At 58.7% G+C, this 23,753-nt stretch carries 18 protein-coding genes; 12 read left to right on the top strand and 6 right to left on the bottom strand.

The genetic code is table 11. From position 1 onward, the window contains the following. Positions 1-44: 44 nt before the first annotated feature. Positions 45-1,445 (bottom strand): aminotransferase-like domain-containing protein, encoded by a 1,401-nt coding sequence (locus AC1RN6_RS09715; RefSeq protein ID WP_493004945.1) that lies wholly within the window; start codon positions 1,443-1,445, stop codon positions 45-47. A 214-nt stretch (positions 1,446-1,659) separates the two neighbouring features. Between AC1RN6_RS09715 and AC1RN6_RS09720 the strand changes: the two genes are divergently transcribed. Continuing rightward, positions 1,660-1,902, top strand: coding sequence for a hypothetical protein (locus AC1RN6_RS09720; RefSeq protein ID WP_493004947.1), 243 nt, complete (start codon positions 1,660-1,662; stop codon positions 1,900-1,902). Between the two features lie 133 nt (positions 1,903-2,035). Here the strand turns inward: AC1RN6_RS09720 and AC1RN6_RS09725 are convergent, their stop codons facing one another. Next, entirely contained in the window at positions 2,036-2,797 is a 762-nt protein-coding gene (locus tag AC1RN6_RS09725; RefSeq protein ID WP_493004949.1) for a GntR family transcriptional regulator, read from the bottom strand. A 289-nt stretch (positions 2,798-3,086) separates the two neighbouring features. On the opposite strand from AC1RN6_RS09725, the gene AC1RN6_RS09730 reads away from it, so the two are divergent. The 4 genes from AC1RN6_RS09730 (at position 3,087) to AC1RN6_RS09745 (ending at position 9,772) form a co-directional block, all read left to right on the top strand. Continuing rightward, the gene (locus tag AC1RN6_RS09730; protein WP_493004951.1) at positions 3,087-4,304 is read left to right on the top strand and encodes a pyridoxal-phosphate-dependent aminotransferase family protein; all 1,218 of its coding nucleotides are present in this window, start codon (positions 3,087-3,089) and stop codon (positions 4,302-4,304) included. A 239-nt stretch (positions 4,305-4,543) separates the two neighbouring features. Further along, complete coding sequence (locus AC1RN6_RS09735) at positions 4,544-5,827, top strand: MFS transporter (protein WP_493004952.1); 1,284 nt, start codon at positions 4,544-4,546, stop codon at positions 5,825-5,827. Positions 5,828-5,928: 101 nt separating this feature from the next. Continuing rightward, a complete protein-coding gene (locus AC1RN6_RS09740; protein WP_493004953.1) occupies positions 5,929-6,696 on the top strand; it encodes a 2-keto-4-pentenoate hydratase in 768 nt (255 codons plus the stop codon). Between the two features lie 61 nt (positions 6,697-6,757). After that, positions 6,758-9,772, top strand: coding sequence for an FAD-binding and (Fe-S)-binding domain-containing protein (locus tag AC1RN6_RS09745; protein WP_493004955.1), 3,015 nt, complete (start codon positions 6,758-6,760; stop codon positions 9,770-9,772). Here the strand turns inward: AC1RN6_RS09745 and AC1RN6_RS09750 are convergent. The 4 genes from AC1RN6_RS09750 to AC1RN6_RS09765 all read right to left on the bottom strand — a co-directional run bounded on the left by AC1RN6_RS09750 (position 9,769) and on the right by AC1RN6_RS09765 (position 14,974). Further along, positions 9,769-10,884, bottom strand: a complete 1,116-nt coding sequence (locus AC1RN6_RS09750) for a YncE family protein (protein WP_493004957.1) — start codon at positions 10,882-10,884, stop codon at positions 9,769-9,771. The genes AC1RN6_RS09745 and AC1RN6_RS09750 overlap by 4 nt on opposite strands. Before the next feature lie 2 nt (positions 10,885-10,886). Continuing rightward, complete coding sequence (locus AC1RN6_RS09755; RefSeq protein WP_493004959.1) at positions 10,887-13,352, bottom strand: TonB-dependent siderophore receptor; 2,466 nt, start codon at positions 13,350-13,352, stop codon at positions 10,887-10,889. A 114-nt stretch (positions 13,353-13,466) separates the two neighbouring features. Continuing rightward, positions 13,467-14,459, bottom strand: coding sequence for a FecR domain-containing protein (locus tag AC1RN6_RS09760; protein ID WP_493004961.1), 993 nt, complete (start codon positions 14,457-14,459; stop codon positions 13,467-13,469). Between the two features lie 8 nt (positions 14,460-14,467). Next, positions 14,468-14,974 (bottom strand): sigma-70 family RNA polymerase sigma factor, encoded by a 507-nt coding sequence (locus AC1RN6_RS09765; RefSeq protein WP_493004963.1) that lies wholly within the window; start codon positions 14,972-14,974, stop codon positions 14,468-14,470. Positions 14,975-16,125: 1,151 nt separating this feature from the next. Between AC1RN6_RS09765 and thrS the strand changes: the two genes are divergently transcribed. The 7 genes from thrS (at position 16,126) to AC1RN6_RS09800 (ending at position 23,753) form a co-directional block, all read left to right on the top strand. Further along, positions 16,126-18,033 (top strand): threonine--tRNA ligase, encoded by a 1,908-nt coding sequence (gene thrS / locus AC1RN6_RS09770; protein WP_493004964.1) that lies wholly within the window; start codon positions 16,126-16,128, stop codon positions 18,031-18,033. 65 nt (positions 18,034-18,098) lie between these two features. Further along, positions 18,099-18,620, top strand: coding sequence for a translation initiation factor IF-3 (gene infC / locus AC1RN6_RS09775; RefSeq protein ID WP_081493440.1), 522 nt, complete (start codon positions 18,099-18,101; stop codon positions 18,618-18,620). A gap of 257 nt (positions 18,621-18,877) precedes the next feature. Next, entirely contained in the window at positions 18,878-19,075 is a 198-nt protein-coding gene (rpmI, locus tag AC1RN6_RS09780; RefSeq protein ID WP_007882755.1) for a 50S ribosomal protein L35, read from the top strand. Between the two features lie 20 nt (positions 19,076-19,095). Beyond that, positions 19,096-19,455 carry a 50S ribosomal protein L20 gene (rplT, locus tag AC1RN6_RS09785; protein ID WP_007882754.1) on the top strand — a complete coding sequence of 120 codons (360 nt, stop codon included), beginning with the start codon at positions 19,096-19,098 and terminating at the stop codon, positions 19,453-19,455. A gap of 266 nt (positions 19,456-19,721) precedes the next feature. Then, on the top strand, positions 19,722-20,738 hold the full coding sequence (pheS, locus tag AC1RN6_RS09790; protein WP_493004966.1) for a phenylalanine--tRNA ligase subunit alpha: 1,017 nt from the start codon (positions 19,722-19,724) through the stop codon (positions 20,736-20,738). Between the two features lie 119 nt (positions 20,739-20,857). After that, positions 20,858-23,284, top strand: coding sequence for a phenylalanine--tRNA ligase subunit beta (gene pheT, locus AC1RN6_RS09795; protein ID WP_493004968.1), 2,427 nt, complete (start codon positions 20,858-20,860; stop codon positions 23,282-23,284). Between the two features lie 55 nt (positions 23,285-23,339). Then, positions 23,340-23,753 (top strand): integration host factor subunit alpha, encoded by a 414-nt coding sequence (locus tag AC1RN6_RS09800; protein ID WP_050476750.1) that lies wholly within the window; start codon positions 23,340-23,342, stop codon positions 23,751-23,753.

Below are 23,753 nucleotides of genomic sequence, written 5' to 3' on the forward strand. Positions count from 1 at the left end.
CCATTGCGAGAGCTCCCGGATGAAGCGCCGTGTTTCCCGGCCAGTTAAACCACAGCAGCGCTGAACGACTCGGGCCGCCGCGCAAGCAGATGAGACAGCCGTTGAAGACCGGCCTGTAAGCGTCCGCGGTCCTTGATGCTACCCAAAGAGATCCGAATTGCATTCACGGATCGGCCGCCAGTTGCGAATGCCTCCGCCGGCGTGACTGCGATGCCCTCGCTGTCGGCGGCACGCGCAAGCTGGGAGGAGTTCCAATACGCCGGTAACTCGAGCCATACATGCAGGCCGTCTCCGGCGCCGCTGTATCGCCCCGCCAGAATATCCCGAGCCATCCGGTGGCGCAGGCGCGCCTCCTTGCGTACACCTTCCATCAATCCGTTCGCCGAACCGTCGAAGATCCACTGCGTGGCCAGTGCTGCCGTCAGAGGAGCAACCATCAGCGCAAATGATCTTAGCGCGACCAGGAAACGTTCGCGTTCGTGCGGGTCGCGTATCAGCACGAAGGCGACACGCAAACCGGGCGTCAGGCATTTTGACAGGGTTGAGATGTAGTACACCTGTTCCGGGGCAAGCGTGGCAATAGGTGGCGGCGGGGCATCGGCAAGGAGCCAGTAGGGATCGTCCTCGACGATGCGTACATTGCAGCGCTTCGCGATGCCGGCGAGCTCTTTGCGACGGCGTTCCGGCACGGTGATGGCGGTCGGGTTCTGCAATGTCGGATTGAGGTAGACCAGCCCGGGCTTGTGCCGGCGGCACGCTTTTTCAAGCATCTCAGGCAGCATTCCGTACTCGTCCGCTTCCACCGCAATGATGTGCCGGCCGAATTGGGTCGCTGCGGCACGCAAACCGGGATAACTCATTGGTTCTGCCAGGATGACATCGCCAGGCTCCGTCAGCGCAAGGATCAATGCGGCGATCGCCGCTTGCGCACCCGGACAGGCAACAACCTGTCGAGAATCCAGCTGTCCGAACATCGGTGCCAGCCATTTGGCTCCAGCCTTGCGGTCGGAGTCGCTTCCACCGGCCAAGTGGTAAGTCATCAGCAATTCATTGTCTGCCCGCATCAATACTTGAGACAAACCTTGTTTCAACATGTCGTCGAAGTCCACGCCCTCCGGCGGTGGCGGGGTATTCATGCTCAGGTCGAGGACCGAGGTCAATTCAACTTTCGGCGCCGCGATATAAGTGCCTCGAGCGCCGCGGCCCTCCAGCAAGTTGCGGCGTCTGGCTTCGTCGTATGCGCGCGTGACTGTCGTCAGGTCGACGTCCAGCTGCGCCGCCAACTGGCGCTGCGGAGGCAGACGGTCGCCCGGTTTCAGCGATCCTTCCGCCACTGCCGCCTGCAACGCATCGGCAATCTGCAAAAAACGTGGCCCGCCGTGCATGGCCAATCGCGGCAACCAGAGCGGCAAATTTTCATCTTGTATGGTTGTTGACTGGGACATTTTGTCTCAATGTATGGAAATTGCTTTTAGGTAGTATGCGTCAGGACGTGCAGCAACACCATCCTTGCATGGCGGCATAGGTAGAGATAATGAAAGATCCAGGCAGAATGCCTGGATGGATGGTTTGAGCAAAAAATGAAGCTGCTGAAGCAGCGTTTTGAGGGCGTGCTCCTCACGATGGATAGTGTCAAGTAATAGCCTGGAAATATTCAAAATGGATTGGGTTCCGATAGTCTTCGTTACGTTTAAGGTTTTCGTGCTCGGCATAGGCATGTTCTTTGCCATCAAGTGGCATTACGATCAAGGGAAGAAGGAGACGGAGACAAAAAAAGAGACGCGCGCGGTGCTACGCGCGGGCGGCAAGGTGGCCGCAGTTTTCGTGCTATCGCTCCTGGGCCTGGGGCTTGTCACTGTCGTCCTTGCCAGAACGCTCGGTCTGGACTTGACCTTCCCCTGATGGCGAAGAATAGCCGGCCGGTTCAGTGATGCTGCAGCAATTCCCCGATGCGGCAGCAGTAAGGATATATTCGCTCCAGCCATAAAAAAAGCCATCGCAAGCGATGGCTCTCAGCGACAAATCACAGCTGTTTTTATTGATTATTCGTTTTCCCCGCAGGTACTTCACTTGCAGTCACCGGCACCGGAACATTGAGTACGGCGTCGCGCTTGTCCAGCAAATGCTGGCGCAGGATCGCCGCCAGGCGTTTGCCGTCGCGCGCTTCCAGCGCCTTGACCATTTCGTCGTGATCGTGCGCGGCGCTGTCCCATTTTTCGGGGCGGAAGTTGGACTTGAAGCGCAGCGCCTGCAGGCGGCGGTTCAGTCCCAGGTAGGTCTGATGCAGCACCGAGTTGCGCGCGGCTTCGTTGATCTTGTTGTGGATGGTCTGGTTGCGGCTGTAGTAGCCGGGCAGGTCGTTCTGCGCTTTGCAGGCCAGCATGGCGTAGTGCAGCGCCTTGATTTCGGCGACTTCCACCGGGGTGATGCGTTCGCACGCCAGTTCGCCGGACATCGCTTCCAGGCCGCTCATCAGTTCAAAGGTTTCCCAGATCTCGGTTTCGGACATCTTCGACACCGACGCGCCGCGGTTGGGAGAGATCTCAATCAGGCCTTCGGCAGCCAATACCTTCAATGCTTCGCGCAGCGGCGTGCGGGAAATGCCGAGCGTTTCGCACAGCTCGCGCTCATTCAATTTAGTGCCGGGCGGCAGCACCGCCTCCACGATCAGATTACGCAAATGCTCGACGACGGTGTCGTGCAGGCGCTGGCGCTCCAGTTTCGGCAGGGCGGCAGGGGTGTTCGGTGTCTCGGCTTTATCGAGTTCAATCATGGCGTTGATAGCTGAATTTTGCATTCAAAATCCTTTATGTCCTACTGAGGCGTATTTTAGCAGGGATCGTTTCATTGCCAAAAATACCAGCTTTTGACTGTGGTATGGATGAAAAATATTGCCCGTCAATCCGTATTGGTGATCCTAAGTATATCTATTTACGCGGTTTTTACCAAAATCGCGCACCCACTCCATACCTGAAGTAAGGACTGCCGGGATCAAAAAAACCTTTACCTCTCTGAATCTCGCTGCTAAAGTATTTTGCATGCAAAATACAAAATTCGATAAAAGACAGATTTCAAAGGAGGAGTAAATGTTAAAACTAGACTTTCATCCAGCCGGCCGTCATTTCCTGCAAATCCCTGGTCCGAGCCCTGTGCCTGATCGCATCCTGCGCGCCATGAGCTTGCCAACCATCGACCATCGCGGTCCCGAATTCGGCGCGCTGGGTTTGCAGGTGCTGGCCGGCATCAAGAAGATTTTCAAGACCGAGCAACCTGTCGTCATCTACCCCGCGTCGGGCACCGGCGCCTGGGAAGCGGCGCTGACCAATACCCTGAGCCCAGGCGACACTGTGCTGATGTACGAAACCGGTCACTTCGCCACGCTGTGGAAGAAGATGGCCGAAGCGCTGGGACTGAAGCCGGAGTTCCTCGGCTTGCCCGGCATCGAAGGCTGGCGCCGCGGCGTGCAGGCCGATCTGATTGAAGAGCGTCTGCGCAAAGACAGCGGTCATCAGATCAAGGCCGTCTGCGTGGTGCACAACGAGACCTCGACCGGAGTGACCTCCGATATCGCATCGGTGCGCAAGGCCATCGATGCTGCAGGCCATCCGGCGCTGCTGCTGGTGGATACGATTTCCGGCCTGGCGTCGGCGGATTATCGCCATGACGAGTGGGGCGTCGACGTCACCGTTTCCGGTTCGCAAAAGGGTCTGATGCTGCCGCCGGGCATCAGCTTCAACGCCGTCTCGAAGAAGGCCATCGAAGCCGGCAAGAGCGCAAAGCTGCCGAAGGCTTTCTGGGGCTGGACTGAAATCATCGAGATGAACGCCACCGGCTACTGGCCGTACACACCGAACACCAATCTGCTCTACGGCTTGTCCGAAGCGCTGGAGATGATTCTCGGCGAAGGCCTGGACAACGTCTTCGCGCGTCACGAACGTCTGGCCGAAGCTTGCCGCAAGGCGGTCACGGCCTGGGGGCTGGAAATCCAGTGCGCCGATCCGGCTGTGTATTCACCGGTGTTGACGGGCGTGATGACGCCGGCCGGTTTCGACGCCGATGCAATCCGCAAGGTGATTTACGAAAACTTCAACATGTCGCTCGGCACCGGCCTCGGCAAGATGAAGGGCGGCATGTTCCGCATCGGCCATCTGGGAGAAGCCAACGACCTGACCTTGATGGCGACGCTGGCCGGCTGCGAAATGGGCCTGAAGCTGGCGGGTGTGAAGCTGGCCGGCAGCGGCGTGCAGGCGGCGATGGAGAACCTGACCGCCAAGAAAAACAAGCCGGCGCTAAAGGTCGCCTGAATTAAATATCAGCCGGTTGTATCCCCGCCGTTTGCGCCGTAAGGAGCGCAACCGGCGGGGCAAGCAAAAGCAATAGCGGAGGAAAGAACGCCGGGCAGCACGCATTCATCAAGAAGCGCTGCGCCGGTCACGTGGATCAATAACGAAAACCCGGCGAAGCAACATCCCGCAGAGGAATCGAAGCAGCCCGAGAAAGCTGTTTCACGGCGCGCCGGTGTACCAATACTGGAGACAATGCAATGAGACACCTGCGTTTGCGCGCGACCACGGTCGTGCTATTGATGTTATGCATGATGTATTTCATCACCTATCTCGATCGCGTCAACGTCAGCACCGCCGCGGCCGGTTTTGCCAAGGAATTCAACCTCTCGAAGACGGAAATCGGTCTGGTCTTTTCCGCCTTTGCTTATCCCTATTTAGTGTTTCAGATCATCGGCGGCTGGGTCAGCGACAAGTTCGGTGCGCGCCGCACGCTGATTTATTGCGGCTTGCTGTGGGCGCTGGCGACGGTGCTGACCGGTTTTGCGGGCGGTCTGGTGTCCTTGCTGCTGGCGCGTCTGCTGCTCGGTCTCGGTGAAGGCGCTACCTTCCCGGCGGCGACGACGGCGATGTCGCGCTGGGTGTCGAAAGACAAACGCGGTTTTGCCCAAGGCATCACCCACGCTTTTGCACGCATCGGCAATGCGGTGGCGCCGGCGGCGGTGGTGTGGATCATGGCGGAGCATGGCTGGCGTGAATCGTTCTACATCTTCGGCGCGTTCAGCCTGGTGTGGGTGATCGTCTGGGCTTTCGTGTTCACCGAAGATCCCGCCAGGCATCCGCGCATCACGTCGGAAGAACTGGCGATCCTGCCGGCCGGCAAAAAGAAGAACCCGCAGATTCCTTGGGGCCCGCTGTTCAAGCGCATGATGCCGGTCACCATCGTCTACTTCTGCTACGGCTGGACGCTGTGGCTGTTTCTGAGCTGGATCCCGCAATACTTCCTGCACAGCTATGACCTCGACATCAAGAAGTCGGCGCTGTTTGCTTCCAGCGTGTTCTTTGCAGGCGTGGTGGGAGACACTCTGGGCGGCATCGTCAGCGACAAGATTTTGAAAAACACCGGCAATCTCAAACGTGCCCGGAGCTATATGGTGTCGGTGTGCATGCTGCTGACCTTGCTGTCGCTGCTGCCGCTGATGTTTACGCACAATGTTTACGTCTCGATCCTGAGCCTGGGCGCCGGTTTCTTCTTCGCGGAAATGACGATCGGTCCGATGTGGGCGATTCCGATGGATATCGCGCCGGAGTATTCGGGCACCGCCAGCGGCATGATGAATACCGGTTCGGCGCTGGCCGCGATCATCTCGCCGGTGCTGTCGGGCTACCTGATCGACAAGACCGGCAACTGGGAACTGCCTTTCCTCGGCAGCATGGTGCTGATGGGCTTCGGTGTGCTGCTGGCTTTCCGCATGCAGCCGGACAGCAAGTTTGAAAACACGACGCCGGATGCCGGCGGCCACGTGGTCAAGGCGCGCGCCTGATTTTCAGACTGTACAAAACAAGTGCTTCCGGCAAGGAATGCCGTCGCTGATCAGCGGCATTCCTTCGCCTCACTGACCACCGACTACCGACATAAATGGCCATGACGACTTTACTTTCTGCGGCTGAAGAACTCGGCCATCTGTTGAGCGACGCTTATTCCCGTCAGGCGACACTGGCCATCGTGCCGGACGAGCTGGAACCCGCGAGCATTGACGACGCTTACCTGGCGCAACAGGCTTTCCTGCGCCGCAGCCGCGCTACCATCGGCGGCTGGAAGATCGGTTCCAAGACGGAAATCGGAGCGGTGCAAGGCGCCCCGTTGCCCCTGAACGGTATTCATCCGGCATCTTCCTCCCTGCGGCGCAGCGCTTTTCCGGTGCTGGGGATCGAGCTGGAAATCATGTTTTGCTTCGACTGCGATTTCACGCCGAGACCGGCGCCGATTGCCGAGGCGGAGATCATGGACAGCATCAGCGCCATGGGCGCGTCCATCGAAATCGTTTCCAGCCGCATCGCCGGATGGCCTGAAGTGCCCAGGCTGAGCCAACTGGCTGATCTGCAAAATCACGGTGCACTGGTGATCGGCGAACTGTGCGACTACCGCGATGGCTTCGACTTCCGCCGTCCCGAGGCGCATCTGACTTTCAACGGCGAGGACGTGTTCAAGGGGCAGGGTGTCAATCCCGCCGGCGATCCGCGCCGTCTGCTGAGCTGGCTGGTCAATCACTGCAGCGAGCGCGGCATCGCCATCCCCGGCGGCACTGTGATCACTACCGGTTCCTACACCGGTATGTATTTCCCGAAGGCGCCGGGCATGGTGATCGGACAGATCGCCGGATTGCCGCCGATTCATTTCGAATTGAGTTGAATTGAATGACTTGAGCTGAACTTCGCTCCCTTTTTTCCCGTTTTTTTGACAGGACTACCTCATGCTGGTCAAGCCCATCCATCTTGTTCCCCCGAGCGGGCGGAGCACTGCACCCGCTACGCCATTCGCCATGCAATTGCAGCGCGAGATACGGGGCGAAGTCATGTTCGGCAAAGCCGATCGCGGTCGCTATGCCACCGATGCTTCCATTTATCAGATCATGCCGCTGGGCGTGGTGGTGCCGCGCGATCAGGACGATCTGAAAATTGCGCTGGATGTCGCACGCCAGCACCGCATGCCGGTATTGGCGCGCGGCGCAGGCACCAGCCAGTGCGGCCAGACGGTTGGCGAGGCGCTGATCGTCGACAACAGCAAATATCTCAATCAGGTGGTCGACTTCGATCCGGTGGCGCGCACGATCACGGTCGAGCCGGGCATGGTGCTCGATCATCTCAACGCCTGGCTCAAGCCGCATGGCTTGTGGTTTCCGGTGGATGTGTCGACGGCGGCACAATGCACCATCGGCGGCATGTCGGGCAACAACTCCTGCGGCTCGCGCTCGATCGAATACGGCAACATGGTGCACAACGTGCTGACCATCGATGCCGTGCTGGCCGACGGTACTGAAGGCCGCTTCGGCCGCTTGCCTGAGATGTCCGGCAATGGCCGCATCGGCGATATTGTGCGCGGCTTGCAAGCCATCGCGCAGCGCGAACGCGGCGAAATCGTTGAACGTGTTCCCAAGGTATTGCGCCGCGTGGCCGGCTACAACATCGACATCTTCGATTGCCAGAATCCGCGCGCCTATACCGACGACGGCGTCGCCAATCTCGCGCATATTCTGATTGGTTCGGAAGGCACGCTGGCCTACAGCCGCCAGATTACGCTGGCGCTGGCACCGCTGCCGGCGCACAAGGTGCTGGGCGTGGTCAACTTCCCGACCTTCTATCAATCGATGGACATGACGCAGCACATCGTCAAGCTGGGACCGACTGCAGTCGAGCTGGTCGATCGCACCATGATCGATCTGGCGATGAGCAATCCGGCATTCAAACCGGTAATCGAGAAGGCGCTGGTCGGTCATCCGGAAGCGATTTTGCTGGTGGAGTTCTCCGGCGAAAATCTCGACCGGCAACTGGAGCAGCTCAAGCGTCTGGGCGAACTGATGGGCGATCTCGGCTTGCCGGGTTCGGTGGTCGATATGCCTAACGCCAATGAGCAAAAGGCGCTGTGGGATGTACGCAAGGCCGGTCTCAACATCATGATGAGCATGAAGGGCGACGGCAAACCGGTGTCCTTTATCGAAGACTGCGCCGTGCCGCTGGAGCATCTGGCCGAGTACACGCGCCAGCTGACCGAAGTGTTCCATAAGTACGGCACCGAAGGCACCTGGTACGCCCACGCCAGCGTCGGCACTTTGCATGTGCGGCCGATTCTCGACATGCGCCGCGGCGGCGCCAAGGACATGCGCGAGATCGCCGAGGCCGCTGCCGTGCTGGTGCGCAAATACAAGGGCGCGTATTCCGGCGAGCACGGCGATGGCCTGTGCCGTGGCGAATGGGTGGCATGGCAGTACGGGCCGAAACTCAACGCCGCCTTCAGCGAGATCAAGGACTTGTTCGATCCCGACAACCGCTTCAACCCGGACAAGATCGTGCGCCCGCCGAAGATGGATGACGCTAGCAACTTCCGCTTTGCGCCAGGTTATCGCGAACTGCCTTACAGCCCGGCGCTGGACTGGTCGCCATGGAACGTCAGGCGTGATCCGCTGACCGGCAAGGAAAGCGCACCCGGCAGCGGCGGCGACCGCAGCGACGGTCTGGCCAAGCTGGTCGAGATGTGCAACAACAACGGCCACTGCCGCAAGTTCGATGCCGGCACCATGTGCCCCAGCTATCGCGTCACGCGCGACGAGAAGCACGTCACTCGCGGCCGCGCCAATACTGTACGGCTGGCCTTGTCGGGACAGCTCGGCAACGAGGGCATGGCCAGTCCCGAGGTCAAGGAAGTGCTGGACCTGTGCGTCTCCTGCAAGGGCTGCAAGCGCGATTGCCCGACCGGCGTCGACATGGCAAAGATCAAGATCGAAGCGCGCGCGGCCTGGGCCGGCAAGAACGGTATCAGCCTGCGCGACAAGCTGATCGCCTACATGCCGGCGTATGCGTCCTATGCCGGCAGCGTTGGCGGCGCGCTGGCGTTGGCGGAAAAGATTCCGGTGATTTCAGGCTGGGTGAAGGGTTTGCTGGGGCTGGCGCCGCAACGTTCGCTGCCGCGTTTCCGCAGATCTTTTTTGAGCAATGCGCAGAGCGCACCGGCGATGAACACCGGCAAGGAAGTCCTGCTGTTCGTCGACACCTTCAACAACAACATGGAACCGGAAAACGCCCGCGCCGCGCAGCGGGTTTTGGAAGCAGCCGGTTACAAAGTGCATTTCAACACGCTGCCCGAGCAACGCCCGCTGTGCTGCGGCCGTACTTATCTGGCGGCGGGACTGGTCGACCAGGCCAAGGCGGAAGCGCGCCGCACGCTGGATGCGCTGATGCCCTACGTGCGCCGGGGCGTGGCCGTGGTGGGGCTGGAGCCGTCCTGCTTGTTGTCCTTGCGTGATGAGTTTCTGAACTACGGTTACGGCGAGGAAGCGCAGCAACTGGCGAAGTCGGCTTTCCTGTTTGAAGAATTTTTGGTGAGGGAACACAAGGCCGGCAAGTTGAAGCTCGACCTCAAACCGCTGTCGTCCAACAAGATCGTGCTGCACGGTCACTGCCATCAAAAGGCCTTCGACGCGTTCCGTCCGGTGCCGACCGTGCTGCAGTGGATTCCACAGGTGGAAGTCGCTGTGATCGAGTCATCCTGCTGCGGCATGGCTGGGAGTTTCGGCTACGAAGAGGAGCACTACGAGGCATCGATGGCGATGGCGGAGTTGTCGCTGTTGCCGGCGGTGCGCAAGGCTGCGGCGGAAGCGATCGTGGTGGCTGACGGCACCAGCTGCCGTCATCAGATTCATGACGGTGCCGGGCGTGAAGCAGTCCATGTGGCTCGCGTGCTGGCGGCCGCGCTGGACAGCGAGAAAAATTAACGCGATGGCGGGTTCAGCGTGAGTGTGAGAACCGTGAAGCTGTCTGCGTGAAAAACGGGATCTTGCTTGTGGCCGGCGGCATCCGCCGCCGGCTGGGTGAAGTCCATGGTGAACAGATAGGCAGCGCCGCGCGCTGGGTCGTACACCATGTTGTGCGCCCACAGGCGCGTGCCGACGTAACCGAGCATGCGGTAATGATCGGGGTCGTCCTGTTGTACGACGGAGAGGTTGCCGGCATTGCCGCTCGGGATAAGCAGGCGGCGTTGCGTGCTGTCCCATGCCAGCGCATTGACCGCCGGTGTGATCGGCAGGCTGGCGATCGGTGAACCGCTGTCGAGGTCGGCGATCGTCAGGATCGGCGCCTTGCCGCGGCAGGCGACAAACAGGCGGCGATTGACATTGTCGCTGGCGAGTGCGCTGGGCTGCACGCAGCCGGGAAAACTGTAGCTCGCCAGCGTTTCCAGCGTCTTGCCGTCGAGGCGAATGACCTTGCCTTCATCGCGCATCGGCAGCAACAGGTTACCGTCGCCGAGCACCAGCAGAGGATCGATTTTCTTGATGTCGACGTTGCGTTCGCCGACGATGCGATCCTGCTTGGGATCGAGGATATATAGCGTCGACTGGTTGGCGCGGCGACCGCTGGCGATGATGACGCGGCGGCTGACTGGTTCGTACACGGCGCTGTTGAGGTTGGCGTCGGCGACCGGCAGGCGCTTGAGCGTCTTGAGGTCGGACAGGCGCACGACGGTCAGCGAGCCATCCATATTGGTGATGTAGGCGCGGTCCGCATCGGAGACGAATACGATGCCGTTGGCGCCGGTGCTGTCGTCGAGCGTGCGGACAGTTTGCTGCGTGTCGGTGTTGAACACGGTCAGGCCGTTTTCGCGGCGCGCGATGAACAGGTAGGGGCGGGTCGGATCCTTGGCGGCGAAGCCCCAGCTGTGGCCGGAGCCAGGCAACACGCTGACGTGTGTGGTCCGCGCCAGCGGCTGAGGGGCGGATACTACGGATTCTGCGGCAACTGCGGTGGCTGCGGTGGCCGCCACACCGGAGCCGAAGCCCAGGGTGGCAAGCAACAGCGCCAATCCGTGATGGCCGACGGCGGCGCGCATGATCAGAATTCCAGCGTGGTCAGCAGCGAGACCTGGCGCGCATCACCCATCGAGACGAAGTACTGGTTCGCGCTCGAGGTGTAATAAACACGGTTGAACATGTTCTTCACATTGAGCTGGAACTTGACCGACTGGCCGCCGATTTTGGTGTCGTAAGTAGCGAAGGCGTCGGCGGTGGTGTAGCTCGGCAGCATGAAGCTGTTGGCCGAATCACCCGCGCGCTTGGCGACATAGTGCATGCCGGCGCCGGCGCGCAGCTTGTCACCGCCGGCGATGGCGCCGAAGTCATAGGCGGCGGACAGCGCGGCAGTTTGCTTGGCGACGTTCCACATGCGCAGGCCGGCGTAGAGTGGATCTTCGGTGGTCTTGGCATCGGTGTAGGCGTAGCTGCCGATGATGTTCCAGCGATCGGTCAACTGGCCGGTGACGTCCAGTTCAATACCGCGCGAGCGGGCGGCGCCGGCAGTACGGTAGTCGGTCAGGTTGGTGACGGCGTTGAACTGCGACACCAGCACATTTTTCTTCTTGATGTCGTAGACCGCCAGGGTTGCTGTCAGGCCGGAGGCCAGGTCGTACTTGGCGCCGGCTTCCCATGAAGTTGCCTGTTCAGGCGCGACGTTGGAGTCGATCACGACGCCGGTCCCGAAGGGCGCGATGGTCGAGGTCGGCTTGAGCGATTTGGTGAAGCTGGTGTAGAGCGACAACTGGTCGTTCAATTTGTAGATCAGACCGGCGCGCGGCAGCCATTTGGAGCCGGCAAGATTGGTGTTGGCTTTGAACGGACGCCCGCGTCCGGCCAACTGGTTGTAGTCCTGATAGCGCATGCCGCCGACCAGGATCCACTTGTCGGTCAGGTACAGTGAGTCTTGCATGAACAGCGAGCGATCGTGCAGCAGATCGGTCTGGTCACTGTCGCTTGCCGATACGGTGGACGACGGCTGCAAGGTGCCATATACGGGATTCAGAAAATTGAAATTGGGGGCGGCCTGACGCAGCAGATCGGCGCGATAAATCTTGCGGTATTCAATATCGGCACCGACCTGGATATCGTTGCGCAGACCGGCGATATTGGTCTTGCCTTGCAGGTAGGCGGTGCCGTAGCTGTCCGTGCTGAGCGAACCGTGGGTAGCGTCGTTGCTGCGAGTGATGACGCCGGTGACCGGATTCAGGCCGGTGATGCGTAACTGGTTGGCGTCGTAGAGTTCGCGGTTGTAGCTCAGGCCGATGTGGGCTTTCCAGTCGGCGTTGATGTCGTGATCGACATTCAGTTGCACCAGGTCGCTGTTGCCGACCATGTTGTTGAAGGGCTCGTCGAGGCGACGGTCCGCAGGGATATTGAGCGGACGGCTGGTGCGCGAATCGATGGCGGTGCCGCGGTCAAATGGATAGAGGAAATCGCGATGTTCGTAAGAGAAGACAACTTGCGTTTCTTTTCCGTACCAGGCCAGCGATGGTGCGACCAGTGTTTCCTGATGCTGGCCGAAATTGCGCCAGTAGTTTTCATCGACGCGGTCGACGATCAGGCGATAGGCAAGGTTGGTGTCGCCGATGGCGCCGGTGGTGTCGAGTGTTGCGCCACCGCCGTTGCGGCCGTGGTCATAGGTGGAACCCAGCAGCGAGATGGAGGTGCGGCGTTCCAGTTGCGGCTTTTTGCTGACGACGTTGATGACGCCGCCGGGGTCCATGATGCCGTACAGCAGCGAAGATGGGCCTTTGAGCACCTCCACGCTTTCCGCAGCGGCGTTCAGGCCGCGTCCTTGCACCAGCGGCATGCCGTTACGCATGATGGAGCCGTCGCGGTTGCCGCCGAAGCCGCGCTTCATGATGGTGTCTTGCGTGCCCGCCAGGGTGTTGCCCTGGGTGATGCCGCTGACATTGATCAGCGCGTCATCCAGATTGCGCGGACGCTGATCGGAGAGAACCTGCGCCGGGACGATATTGACGATCTGGGGGATTTCCAGCGTCGATGCATTGCTGCGCAAGGTGCTGCTGCTGGGCACGACGCGATACGTGCCATCTGCCTGCGAAGTACGGCTGCTGGAAGCGACGATGGTCGGTAGCGGCGCCTGCGCGGCGGAAGCGGCGGCGGATTGCAGGATGTAGCTGCCATCGTTTTGCATGACGGCGACCAGGCCGGTGCCGGTCAGCAATTGCTGCAGGCCCTGGCTGACCGAGACGCTGGCATTGAGGCCGGGACTATTCTTGCCTTGAGTCAGGCTGGCGTCGGCGGAAAGCAGGATGCCGGCTTCGCTGGCGAACTGGCGCAGCGCCTGGCCCAGCGGCGCTGCGGCAATGCTGTAGCTGCGCACGACTGTAGTGCTTGCGCCGGCGCTTTGCGCATGTGCAGGGAGTGTCGCCAGCAGTGGCAGAGTCAGCAAGGCCAGTCGCAGGTAGTGCGGCAGCGGGCGCATTTTCAGCGAGCGTGTTAGCGAGCGTGTGGTGGGCACAGGGAGTTGAGCAACGGTCATGACGGTCCTTTCGGGTTGCGTGTTCGGCAGAGTTCTTTTTCCATTGCCAAGCGAAACGCAAAAAAGGGAACCGCTTCGGTAAAAATATTTTAAGAGGAATAGTTAAGAGGGCAATCAGGCGGGTTCGACGCTGATCCACCACGGCAGGATGCGCCGCACTTTGATCGGCAGGCTGGCGGTCAGGGCTGCCAGTACGCGGTCGGTATCGGCCAGCGGATAGACGCCGACCAGGCGCAGATCAGCGACGTCGGGCGAGCAGGCGATGTAGCCGCGGCGATAGCGGCTGAGTTCGTCGAGGAAGTCGGCCAGGCGTATGTTGTCCGGGGTCAGCATGTTGCGCGACCAGGAGGTGCGGCTTTCATCGGTGGCGACGGGCTGGCCGATCCAGTTGCTGCCGAAGCTGACTTCGCTGCCGGCGGCGATCACGCGTGTTGCGGTGCCGTCAGCCGGCTCGACACTGACTGCGCCTTGCAGCACCGCCAGATGGGTACCCTTGTCGCCCAGGCGCACGGTGAAGCGCGTGCCGAGGGCGCGCAGCCGGCCATCTCTGACGTCCACTACCAGAGGACGTTTCGGCGCATGGTGGTCCGGAGCAGTTTCAATCAGGACTTCGCCCTTGTGCACGACGATGCGGCGCAGATCGCCGGTGAAGTAGGCGTCGGCGGCGCTGGCGGTGTTGAGCCACAGTTGCGAGCCGTCTGCCAGTACGATTTTCCGGGTGATGCCGATGTCGGTGCGGTACTGGGCGTTGAGTGCGACCAGATAGTCGCGCGGTGCGCGCGTGGCGAGCAGGCCGCCGGCGGAGGTCGTCAGGCACAGCAACGCCAACTGCTTCGCCAGTTTGCGGCGCTGCGCGCCTTTGGCGGTCAGCGCATCGCGCGCCACTTCGCCGGGCAACATATTGAATTGTTCGTTGACGGCTTCGACTTTGCGCCAGGCTTCGCGATGCGAGGGTTCGGCGTCGAGCCAGATCTGCCAGCGCTGCCGGTCGCGGCTGTTGGCGTCATCGGCACGCAGCAGGGCGAACCATTCGGCGGCTTCCTGCAAGGTGGGGAAGTCGGGCGTCGACGACATGGATGCCGCTTTGCCGTGTTGATTGCTGCGCATGCTGGCGCTCATGGGGCGACCAGCAGCATACATTGGAGCATTGCTTGCGCCATGTACTTCTTGATCATGCGATCCGAGACGCCGAGTTGCTCGGCGATCTGGGCATAGGTCAGGCCATCGAGTTGCGCCAGCAGGAAGGCGTGGCGCGCCTTGGGAGCGAGACGTTCCAGCATGGAGTCGATCTGGCAGAGTGTCTCGATGACGAGGGCGCGTTCTTCCGGGGAGGGGGCCAGCATTTCCGGGCGAGCTTCCAGCGCGCTCAGGTAGGCGCGTTCGAGAGCCAGCTTGCGCCAGTGATTGACCACCAGCCCATGGGCGACGGTGGTCAGGTAGGCGCGCGGTTCGGCCAGTTCATCGGAGGGCTTGGCGCTCAGCAAGCGTACGAACGTGTCTTGCGCCAGTTCCGCCGCATCTTCGCGCGAGCCGAGTTTGCGCCAAAGCCAACTGTACAGCCAGCCGTGATGGCTGCTGTAGAGGTGGCTAAATGCGTCGGCAGAAGGGCTGTTGGCGGACACGATAGGATGCTGAATATATGCGGATAAGACGGTTGCAGTAAAAGCGGCCTTGAAAAGCGGTGGGGCGGTGAAGTGAGGCCCGGTATCTTTTCGATCTCAAAAATTATATAATAAAAATCATTCGCATTTACAAATGTATTGCGATATTCGTAAGCCTTCAGGCATTTGCTGTCGGCGTTGTTGTTGGGGCAGTACAAAGTTTCTTGACAAGCTAAACTGCGTCGGCTATATTGTTGGCTGTTCCTCGGTTCGAAGCCGGGAGGTAAGTCGAAAAAGCAATAAAAACGCTCGGCTTGCTGGTGAAGGTTACTCCGCATTACTTCTTCATTTTTGACCTTTTCGGTCATGTCTGTAGCAGCAATTCATCTGTAAATCTTCCTCTATACATAAGTTTTAAGCGCGTTCGCATACGGTCGTCATTGTCCGCATGTTCAGTTTTTGGCATTCGTGCCGATATCAGAGCAGATTCACCTTTCGTCGTCGCCACTTTCCAGATAGGGCTGGGTGACGGGAATCTCCTCTTGTATCCGCATCGTTCATGTTTGTCGGCGTTGTTACGACTTGCTGTGCCGATACCAGAGTAGATTCACCTTTCGCGCCACCACTTTTCAGATAGAACTGGGTGGCGGGAATCTTCTCTTGTATCGGTACTCTAACCAGTTCGTTGCAGTTTTCTGTGCTGATACCAGAGCAGATTCACCTTTCGCGTCACCACTTTCCAGATAGGACTGGGTGGCGGGAATCTCCTCTTGTATCGGCGCCGTCCGGAGCATCTTCACTTCATCGTACCGATACAAGAGTAGGTTCATCGTCGGGGTCACTTTTCAGATAGGACTGGACCCCGGGAATCTGCTCTTGTATCGGTATTTTCACGCATGGGATGCGACATTTTTTTATTGTTGCTATAATCCTTATCTGCTTCATGGTTGTTTCAACCATTCAGTCATATTCAGCAATACCCCAACATCTGTAAGAGCGAGAAAGGCAAACCGGTTATGACACCGCGAACTACCACCAAGGTCTCTACGCGACGCTAGTCGGGTTCTTTTTCGTCTTCTGAAAAAGCGCGGCTGGTCCGCGTTTTTTTTCGTCCTTATTTTCCGCATTCTATAAATCAAGCGTCGGCAAAAAATGCCGAGATGGAGTTCAAAATGGTTTCAGTTCGTCTCCCCGATGGTTCGCAGCGTCAATTCGATGCGCCTGTCACTGTGGCGCAAGTCGCCGCCAACATCGGCGCGGGTCTGGCCAAAGCGGCGCTGGCCGGCAAGGTCGACGGCAAGCTGGTCGATACTTCCTTCCTGATTGAAAAGGATTCCGATCTGGCGATCGTTACCGACAAGGATGCGGACGGTCTGGAAGTGATCCGTCACTCGACCGCCCACTTGCTGGCGTATGCCGTGAAAGAATTGTTCCCCGATGCGCAGGTGACCATCGGTCCGGTGATCGACAATGGCTTCTATTACGACTTTGCCTATAAGCGTCCGTTTACCCCGGAAGATCTGAGCGCGATCGAAAAGAAAATGGCCGAGCTGGCCAAAAAGGATGAGCCGGTTACCCGCAAGGTGCTGCCGCGCGACGAGGCGGTGGCTTACTTCAAGTCCATCGGTGAAGCCTACAAAGCGGAAATCATTGAGTCCATCCCGCAAGATCAGGACGTCTCGCTCTATACAGAAGGTAGCTTCACCGACCTGTGCCGCGGTCCGCACGTGCCGTCCACCGGCAAGCTGAAGGTGTTCAAGCTGATGAAGCTGGCCGGTGCTTACTGGCGTGGCGATTCGAATAACGAGATGCTGCAGCGAGTCTACGGCACTGCCTGGGCGAAGAAGGAAGACCAGGAAAGCTATCTGCACATGCTGGAGGAGGCCGAAAAGCGCGATCACCGCAAGCTGGGTCGCGCGCTGGACTTCTTCCACTTCCAGGACGAGGCGCCTGGCCTGATTTTCTGGCATCCGAAGGGCTGGTCGATCTGGCAGCAGGTTGAGCAATACATGCGCCGCGTGTATCAGGACAGCGGCTATCAGGAAGTCAAGGCGCCGCAAATCCTGGATCGCTCGCTGTGGGAAAAGACCGGTCACTGGGAAAACTATCGTGAAAACATGTTCACGACCGAGTCGGAAAACCGCGCCTACGCGCTGAAGCCGATGAACTGCCCGGGTCATATCCAGATTTACAATTCAGGCCTGCACAGCTATCGCGACCTGCCGCTGCGTTACGGCGAGTTCGGTCAATGCCATCGCAATGAGCCGTCGGGCGCGCTGCACGGCATGATGCGCGTGCGCGGTTTTACCCAGGACGACGGCCACATCTTCTGTACTGAAGATCAGATCCAGGACGAAGTTGCAGCCTTCAACAAGGTGGTTCGCGAAGTTTATGACAACTTCGGCTTTACCGATGTCGCCGTGAAGCTGGCGCTGCGTCCGGAAAAACGCATCGGCGAAGAAGCCGTCTGGGACAAGGCTGAAAACGCTTTGCGCGAAGCCATTCGCGCCTCCGGCACCGAATGGGAAGAACTGCCGGGCGAGGGGGCCTTCTACGGTCCGAAGATCGAATATCACCTGAAAGACTCGATCGGACGTTCCTGGCAGTGCGGCACCATGCAGGTCGATTTTTCGATGCCGGCGCGTCTGGGTGCGGAATATGTCACGGAAGACAACGACCGCAAGGTGCCGGTCATGCTGCATCGTGCGATTGTCGGCTCGCTGGAGCGTTTTATCGCGATTCTGATCGAAAATCATGCCGGCGCCATGCCGCTGTGGCTTGCTCCCGAGCAAGTTGTCATCCTGAATATTTCCGATGCGCAAGCCGAATACGTCAAAAACGTTGCGCAAACGCTGAAAAAACAAGGGTTTAGAGTGGTGACCGATTTGCGTAACGAGAAGATTACCTATAAAATACGGCAGCATTCTTTACAGAAGCCGCCCTATATTCTGGTGGTCGGCGATAAAGAGCGCGATACAAATACAGTGGCCGTGCGTGCGCGAGGCAATGTCGATCTGGGTGTCATGCCTATCGATGTCTTGGTGGAGCGCCTCAGAACTGAGGTGGAAACCAAAGCCTAAAGGAGCAAAGCTCCTTCCTGCGCAAGAGCACGGCTTAATTTATTGGACGTTAAAAGGAAACTGCAATAGCTACTGACAAGTCGCATCGCATCAACGGTGAAATTACTGCACCGGAATTGCGTTTATCCGGAGTCAATAACGAACCGCTTGGTATCGTCAATTTGGCTGAAGCTTTCCGTCTGGCTGAAGAGGCTAACGTGGATCTGGTGGAAATCGCGCCGACCGCACAACCTCCTGTTGCTCGCCTGATGGATTATGGCAAGTTCAAATATCAGGAGCAGAAAAAAGCTCATGAAGCCAAGCTGAAGCAGAAAGTCATTCAGGTCAAGGAGGTCAAATTCCGCCCTGGCACGGATGACGGCGATTACAACATCAAGCTGCGTAATCTGACCAAGTTCCTGGAAGAGGGTGACAAGACCAAAATCACCTTGCGCTTCCGTGGCCGTGAAATGGCTCACCAGGAAATCGGCATGCGCGTGTTGGAGCGCCTGAAGGCAGACCTGGAGCCCTTTGGCCAGGTCGAGCAGTTTCCAAAGATGGAAGGACGCCAGATGATCATGGTCCTGGCGCCGAAAAAGAAGAAGTAACAGCAACACATTCAAGAAAAAGCAGCCATGCTTTTTCGCGCATCGCAGGGGCAGGTCTTTGCGATGCGTATTCCGGTCCAGCAAGCGTCAGCTATAGCGAAACCGAAGATTTTGTCGGGAAGCAGTCGTTTTGTTTCCCGCAAAAGCAGCAATGAAAATTGCTGCCAATAAGTGAGAGCAGGCATCCAAGAGCAGCGCATTGTTGCCACCTGCAATCATCAAAAAATGGAGCTGTCCAATAAAGGACAGATAGTGTTATGCCAAAAATGAAGACGAAAAGCAGCGCCAAAAAGCGCTTCCGCGTCCGTCCAGGCGGTACTGTTAAGCGCGGTCAAGCGTTTAAACGTCACATCCTGACCAAGAAGACCACCAAGAACAAACGTCAATTGCGCGGTGCAGTGGGAGTCCATGAGACTAACATGACATCCGTTCGCGCAATGCTGCCGTTCGCTTAACCTCACACTAAGGAGCTACTATGCCTAGAGTTAAACGTGGGGTAACAGCACGTGCCCGTCATAAAAAAGTCCTGGCGCAAGCCAAGGGTTACCGTGGTCGCCGCAGCACCGTCTATCGTATCGCCAAGCAAGCAGTCATGCGCGCTGGCCAATACGCATACCGTGACCGCCGCAACAAGAAGCGCGTTTTCCGAGCACTGTGGATCGCCCGTATCAACGCTGCTGCTCGTGAGCATGGCGTGACATACAGCGTGTTCATGAACGGCCTGAAGCGTGCTTCGATCGAGCTGGACCGTAAGGTTCTGGCCGATATGGCTGTGACTGACAAGCCAGCGTTCGCTGCGATTGTCAATCAGGTGAAAGCCAACATCGCTAAGTAATTAGCTATGTTGCAGTCGCTGTCCGGTATCGGACGGCGCTGCAAATCCTGCGGGGCAGAGGTGAAATACCTGTGCCCCGTATTCGTTTTGAATCTCAGTATTTCAATTTGTTTTTTCGACTTCGTCGTCATAACTTGTTCAAGATCTGTAGCCAACGGTAGCAAAGGTCGGATCATGGCTCGCAGTAAGATGTTGAACAGGTTCTCAGAGCCGGATCGGTTCTTAGATTACTCAGATGTCTGTCTGAATGGAGCGAGACTTACCGCATGAATTCCCTAGAACAACTCGTTGCACAGGCCCAGGCCGACTTTGCTGGCGCACCTGACGCCGCAGCCCTGGAAAACGCCAAAGCCAAGTATCTCGGCAAAACCGGTCAGATCACCGAGCAAATGAAGGGCCTTGGCAAGCTGGCTCCGGAAGAGCGCAAGGTGCAAGGCGCCGTCATCAACGCCGCCAAAGAGCAGATAGAAAGCGCGCTGACTGCGCGCCGTGATGCACTGGCCAACGCACAGATGCAAGAACGTCTGAACGCCGAAGCGATCGACGTCACTCTGCCGGGCCGTGGCCGTGGCAAGGGCGGCATCCATCCGGTGATGCGTTCGTGGCAGCGTGTTGAAGAAATCTTCCGCTCGATCGGCTTCGACGTTGCCGACGGCCCGGAAATCGAAACCGACTGGACCAATTTCTCCGCACTGAACAGCCCGGAAAACCATCCCGCGCGTTCGATGCAGGATACCTTCTACATTGAAGGCAACGACACGCAAGGCAAGCCGCTGCTGCTGCGCACGCATACCAGCCCGATGCAGGTACGCTATGCGCGCATGAACAAGCCGCCCATCAAGGTCATCGCGCCGGGCCGCACCTATCGCGTCGACAGCGATGCAACCCACTCGCCGATGTTCCATCAAGTCGAAGGCCTGTGGATCGCCGAAGACATCAGCTTCGCTGATCTCAAGGGCGTCTACCTCAACTTCGTCAAGGCTTTCTTTGAAACTGACGACCTGCAGGTGCGTTTCCGTCCGTCGTATTTCCCGTTCACCGAACCGTCGGCAGAAATCGACATCGCCTTCGGCAGCGGTCCGCTGAAAGGCCGCTGGCTGGAAGTGTCCGGCGCCGGCCAGGTGCATCCGACCGTGGTGCGCAACATGGGGCTCGATCCTGAGCAGTACATCGGTTTCGCATTCGGCTCCGGCCTTGAGCGTCTGACCATGCTGCGTTATGGCATCAACGATCTGCGTCTGTTCTACGAAGGCGATCTGCGCTTCTTGAAGCAATTTAACTGACACAATTCAATTGAACAATGTGATGCCGGGCCGGCGCGAATATCATCATCGCCATCCGCGCCGCCTTGCGAACTGTGTGGACCGTCCGGACTTCCGGACCATAGCTGAAGGTTTGAATCATGCAATTCTCTGAAAACTGGTTGCGCACCATGGTCAATCCGAAGATGACTTCGGATGAGTTGTCGCACTTGCTGACAATGTCGGGCCTGGAAGTGGAAGAAGTCGAAGCGGTCGCGCCGCCGTTCTCCAACGTGGTGGTCGGCGAAGTGCTGGAAATCGCCAAGCACCCGAACGCCGATCGCCTGAACGTCTGCCAGGTGGACGTCAAGACCGGCACCATTCTCAATATCGTCTGCGGCGCGCCGAACGTGCGCGTTGGCATGAAGGTGCCTTGCGCCATGGCCGGCGCCGTGCTGCCTCCGGGCGCCGATGGCAAACCGTTCGAGATCAAGGTCGGTCAGTTGCGCGGCGTCGAGTCGCAAGGCATGCTGTGCTCCGCGCGCGAACTGAAGCTGTCGGAAGATCACGGCGGCTTGCTCGAGCTGCCGGACGACGCGCCGGTCGGTCAGAATTTCCGTGATTACTTCCTGCTGAATGACCTCAAGTTCACGATCAAGTTGACGCCGAACAAGGCAGACTGCTTGTCCGTGCTGGGCGTGGCGCGCGAAGTGTCGGCGTTGACCGATACGCCGCTGAAGCAACCGACCTTCCAGAAGGTCGCCGTCAGTATCGACGAAAAACTGCCGGTCAAGATTTCCGCGCCGGATCTGTGCGGCCGTTTTGCCGGTCGCGTCATCCTCGGCCTCAATGCCAAAGCATCGACACCACAGTGGATGAAGCAGCGCCTTGAACGCAGCGGCCAGCGTCCAATTTCGGCACTGGTGGATATTTCCAATTACGTCATGCTGGAACTGGGCCGTCCGTCGCATGTGTTCGATCTGGACAAGATCCACGGCAGCCTCGATGTACGCTGGGGGAAGAAGGGCGAACAGATCAAGCTCCTCAACGGCAATACCGTTGAAGTCGACGAATGGGTCGGTGTGATCGCTGACGACAAAGAACTCGAATCGCTGGCCGGCATCATGGGCGGCGATGCCACCTCGGTGTCGCTCGAGACGACCAACATCTATCTGGAAGCCGCGTTCTGGTTCCCGCAAGCGATCCAGGGCCGTGCGCGCCGCTACAACTTCTCGACTGATGCTGCACATCGTTTCGAACGCGGCGTTGACTTCGCCACCGTGGTGGATCACATCGAGCGCATCACCGCCTTGCTGATCGAAATCTGCGGCACCGCCGACACCAAGGTCGGCCCGGTCGACGACCAGATCGTCAACCTGCCCAAGCGTGATCCGGTCAAAGTGCGCACCGCACGCGCCACCAAGGTCATCGGTGTGGCTATCACCGACGACATGATCGCCAACATCTTCACGCGCCTCGGCCTGCAGTTTACGCAAGAGCCGGGCTTGTTCGCGGTGACGCCGCCGTCTTTTCGTTTCGACATCGAAATCGAAGAAGATCTGATCGAAGAAATTGCGCGGGTCTACGGCTTCGAAAACATCCCGGCCTTGCCGCCGGTTGCCGCCAGCGCCATGAAGATCGCGCCGGAAAACATTCGCTCGCTGTTCGATGTCCGTCACCTGCTGGCCGACCTCGACTATCAGGAAGTGGTCAATTTCAGTTTCGTCGAGAGCGCATGGGAAGCCGACTTTGCCGGCAACCAGGCGCCGATCAAGCTGCTCAATCCGATCGCCAGCCAGATGAACGTGATGCGCTCCTCGCTGATCGCCAGCCTGGTCGCCAATGTGCGATACAACATCAACCGCAAGGCCAACCGCGTGCGTGTGTTTGAGGTCGGCGCCGTGTTCCATCGCGACGCCCAAGTGCAGGATGGTCCGCTGGAAGTCGCCGGTTATCACCAACCCAAGCGCGTCGCCGGCCTGGCCTATGGCCCGGTCGCTGAAGAGCAGTGGGGACAGGATTCCCGCAATGTCGACTTCTTCGACGTCAAGGCCGATCTGGAAGCCTTGTTCGCGCCGCGCACCTTGCGTTTTGCACGCGTTGAACATCCTGCGCTGCACCCGGGACGTTCGGCTCAGGTTGAGCTGGACGGCAAGAATATCGGCCTGATCGGCGAGCTGCATCCACGCCTGCAACAAAAATACGACCTGCCGCTGGCGCCGGTCGTGTTTGAAGTTGATGCTCTGGCGCTGCAGCAACGCGACGTGCCTGCGTATGTGGAAATTTCCAAGTTCCCGGCCGTCACGCGCGATCTTGCACTGGTCGTCAAACAGGCTGTTCAGGTGCAGGAATTGCTCGATATTTTTGCCGCCGAAAAGCAGGGCAACGCCGCATGCGGGATCATCCAAGCCATTGTTTTATTTGATGAATATCAAGGCAAGGGTCTGGAAAATGACGAAAAAAGCCTTGCTTTCCGATTCACCTTGCAAGATACTCAAAACACACTCCAGGACGACACTGTTGACGCTGCAATGGCCGCTATCGTAGCCGCTGCGACGGGGAAACTTGCCGCCAAATTGCGTGCTTGATAACAGACAAAGCAAATAGATAAAGAACCGGTAGAGAACAGGCCAACCACCCGTCATGAACAACGTGAATTCAAGTGAATTTCAATCTGTGCTGGATGCCGACTTACAACGTGCCGTACTGGAATCCCAGGTACGCTCGCAAGCGGAAAAAAATCTCCCGACGCTGACCAAGGCCGAGCTTGCCGAACTTTTGTTCGAGCAGGTCGGTCTCAACAAGCGTGAAGCAAAAGACATGGTTGAAACTTTCTTCGACGAAATTCGCAATGCCCTGGAGCGTGGTGAGGCCGTCAAACTTTCCGGCTTCGGCAATTTTCAATTGCGCGACAAGCCGCAGCGTCCTGGCCGCAATCCCAAGACCGGCGAAGAAATTCCTATCACCGCACGCCGTGTCGTTACTTTCCACGCCAGTCAGAAGCTCAAGGAAATGGTTGAGGATTCCAGCAGCCAGCCCCTCGCTCTCGTTGTGTAA

The sequence above is a fragment of the Herbaspirillum sp. GW822-FHT03A08 genome (assembly GCF_058801885.1).